We start from the raw sequence: 3212 nt of genomic DNA, 5'->3' as shown, positions 1-3212 counted from the left end.
CCCCTGATCGTGATGGCCGATGGCGAAGGAATGGCAGGAGTCACCCGAATCTGGCCACCAAAGGGGATGGTAAATGGCCCTGGGAAGGTAGCCTCATTTACAGACACCGAGGTGGAAGTGGTGATGACCGGAGCACCGCCTGGCCCCGTCACCGTCACCGTCGCGCCGGCAGGCAGGCCTGGGATAGTGATCGTCACACCGGCAGGCGTAGGCGTAGGCGTGGGAGTAGGCGTTGCCGGTGGCGCACCGCCGGGCTGGAACTGCAGACTGGCCCCTGGGCCGAAGCCCACTGCCGAGCAGAGGGCATCCGACACCGCGCCAAAGACAGTAGAGGTGAAAGGAGCTGTATCCAAGAAGTTCAGAAGGTTGCCCGAGGCTCCCGCCAAGCCTTCTTGGCGACCGCACACGGCAAAGCCAGGGATGGGCGTGGGCGTGATGGTGTTGTTGAAGAAGGCCTTGAGAATGGTGCCCTCCCCACCCAGGGCCCCCGCCGCGGTTGGCGTGAGGTCAACGCCGGGACGAGCGTAGACAGCCAGAGTGCCCTGCGGCGGCAGGCGGAAGGTGTTGCCCCTCACCGAAGCCGTGGCAAAAGGAGCCAGCGTTCCCGGTGCCTGAGTCTGGCGATCCACAATGGCCGCAATGAAGACCGGGCTGCCGATGGAAGGCTCAAAGAGGTTCTCGCGAATGGTTACCGCGTTGGGCTCAGCCGACACCACATGCACGCCGGCAACGGTGAAGCCGCGCAGCAGGTTCTTGTAAACCTCCGCCTGCGAGAAGTCGCAGACTTGCACAGAGACGTAGGACTGCGCCTGCGTAGGCCGCGTGAAATCGTTGAAGGAGACTTCTACGTTGCGGGTGGTGAGGTTGGCTAGGTCACACTCGCCAATGGCTACTTGGTAAGGTGCAGCCGGCCCACCATCGTCCGGATCTGGGGAAATGCCAGTAATCCGGAAGCCGTTGCCCTCCGTTCCGCCCAACGTGGCATCAGCGGCCAGGATCTTGACCGAACGCACCGTGCTCGTGCCGTCAATGGAGTTCAAGGTCAAGCCGGGCCTGTCGGCGGGCAGAACGATTTCTTCCTCGGCCACAAAAGATCCGGGGCCAGCCGTTACCGTTGGGTTGGGACCGGCCACTTCGGCAATCGCGCGGGTGATGGAGAGGTAAACGTTGCTGGTGTTGCTGTTAAATACAAAGCGCGTGCCTCTAGCAACGATGTCACGGCGCTCCGCGGCATTCAGCCCACTACCCCGCTCGTCGCGGATGGCATAGACGTTGGCCGTCGCAGTTCTGGGGGTGATGGCGTTGCCGGCAAAGGTTACCAAGCTCAGCCCGGTCACTGCAGGCTCGATAAAGATGCCAGCCGAGCCCGCACCCACATCCTGCGGCACCTGCGGCACCAAGTTAATCAACTCAGGTCGCACGCCATCGGGAGCTGCAGCGTAGCCCAAGAAGATGTTGTTGGTCTCCACCCGCAGGTTGATGCCTGCGTTGTCGCCGGCAATGCGAATACCCGCTGAGTTAGCTGCGCCAGCCACAAAGAGGTTGGAGCGGGTTACTGTCAGGTTCTTAGAGGTGACGCCAGCAGCAGCTGAGCCAAAGCCAATGGCTACCCCACGGGAAGCTGGAGTGGTTACTGTGGGGGAGAGAACGATGTCAACGCCGGTAACGGTAACTTCAGTGGCGTCCTCGGCATTGATACCGTACTCGATGGCCGCCAGGGAGCGGGTGTTGAGAATGCTGAAGTTCTCCAGGACAACGCCAGCGGCATTGCTGGTCACCTGTACCGGAGCGCCCGTTTCCGCACCAACCACAACCGCGTCGTCCACCAGACCCGTAGCGCCACGTACCGTCACGTTGCTGCGGTTAATCACAATGTTCTGGCGATAGACACCCGGCTGCAGAACGATGGTCAAAGGCTGCGTCCGGTCAGAAGTGGCAATGATGCGACTGATATCGCTCTCAGGCGTAACAACCACCCTGCCTGCTGGGGCTGGAGTGGGAGTTGGGGTAGGAGCTGGAGTCGGAGTTGGAGCCGGCGGCGGAGGTGGAGGAGGCACAGGCACCACAGAGCTGGTACTGTCTTCGCCACAGCCTGTCAAGATCACGGGCAGAAGCACCACGGCAGACGCCAAGGTTAGAGAACCAAGTGACTTCAACAGCCACTTATGCGTTTTTCCGTTCATTTTTCTCCTCTTAACCAAAAAAGTAGGGTTCGGCTGAACACTTCCCTTAACTTACCCGATCAACCAACCCGAAGCAACTGAGAAGGCTAAGGGCTTGATACTCGGATGGGAGACGCACACACGCCTGTGTCAGCGGTTGCTCTGGTTACTCCGTAAATCATACAGTCAGATCCGCCCAACTTGGCAAGTCTTGCCATTTTTTTTTCCAGGTGCAACCCAGGAGCTACAGGGATCCCTGCCAAGTCCAAGTTGAACAGAGAGGATTGCGGAAGAATGACCGGTGGGATCTGCGGCAGTTCTGCCATCGGAGCCGAGGTTCACCCTTCATGCAGACGCTGCGGGCTAACAGCCCTCTTGAGCAGCCAGAACCCTTACCCGGCAAGCTTTCCCGGATCCACCTGCAAAAAACCGGAAGATTTGCCTATTTCCTCACAAAAGGGTGCTTGATCTGGGGCAGAAGGGTGGCAGGATGAGGAGTGGATGTTTTTTCTGGAGACCCAACCAGGATGGCTACCTATAAGGTCACTCTGATCAACGAGGAGCAAGGCTTAAACGTCACCATCGATGTGCCGGATGACGAGTACATTTTGGACGTGGCGGAAGAGCAAGGGATCGAGCTGCCCTATTCCTGCCGCGCCGGTGCCTGTTCGACCTGTGCCGGCAAGCTGGTGAGCGGCACAGTGGATCAAAGCGATCAGTCCTTCCTGGACGATGATCAGATCGAGCAGGGCTATGTGCTGACCTGTGTGGCTTACCCTACTTCCGACTGCACCATCATCACCCACCAAGAAGAAGCCCTTTACTGATCGAGCTTGAATTTCCGTCCTCACCCCCGGCCCCTCTTTATTAAAGAGAGAGGGGTTTTTGTTTTGGGTGGCCCAAGCGCTCCGCGCCGCTGACACAGCCACCCCCAGCCCCTCTCCCAGGGCAAGAGGGGAGATTCAGGGTGGTAGGATTTCCTTATTCTGCAACACCCGACAACCATGACGCCTGAGCAAGAGCAGTGGCTGATTCAAGCCATCCAAGAGT

General features: G+C 59.2%; 1 protein-coding gene and 1 pseudogene. One reads left to right on the top strand and one right to left on the bottom strand.

Going from position 1 to position 3212, the window contains the following annotated elements; all coding sequences use genetic code 11:
- Positions 1-2120 (bottom strand): annotated as a pseudogene (locus NW818_RS12360) (hypothetical protein); the annotation flags it as partial.
- Between the two features lie 569 nt (positions 2121-2689).
- Between NW818_RS12360 and NW818_RS12355 the strand changes: the two are divergent.
- Entirely contained in the window at positions 2690-2989 is a 300-nt protein-coding gene (locus tag NW818_RS12355) for a ferredoxin (RefSeq protein ID WP_011433206.1), read from the top strand.
- The last annotated feature ends 223 nt before the right edge of the window (positions 2990-3212 follow it).

Origin of the sequence: Synechococcus sp. R6-5, assembly GCF_047461775.1 — a bacterium.
In the GTDB taxonomy this organism is placed as follows: domain Bacteria; phylum Cyanobacteriota; class Cyanobacteriia; order Thermostichales; family Thermostichaceae; genus Thermostichus.
Note: the sequence above shows the minus strand (reverse complement) of the source record. Positions and strands in the feature narration are given on the sequence as shown.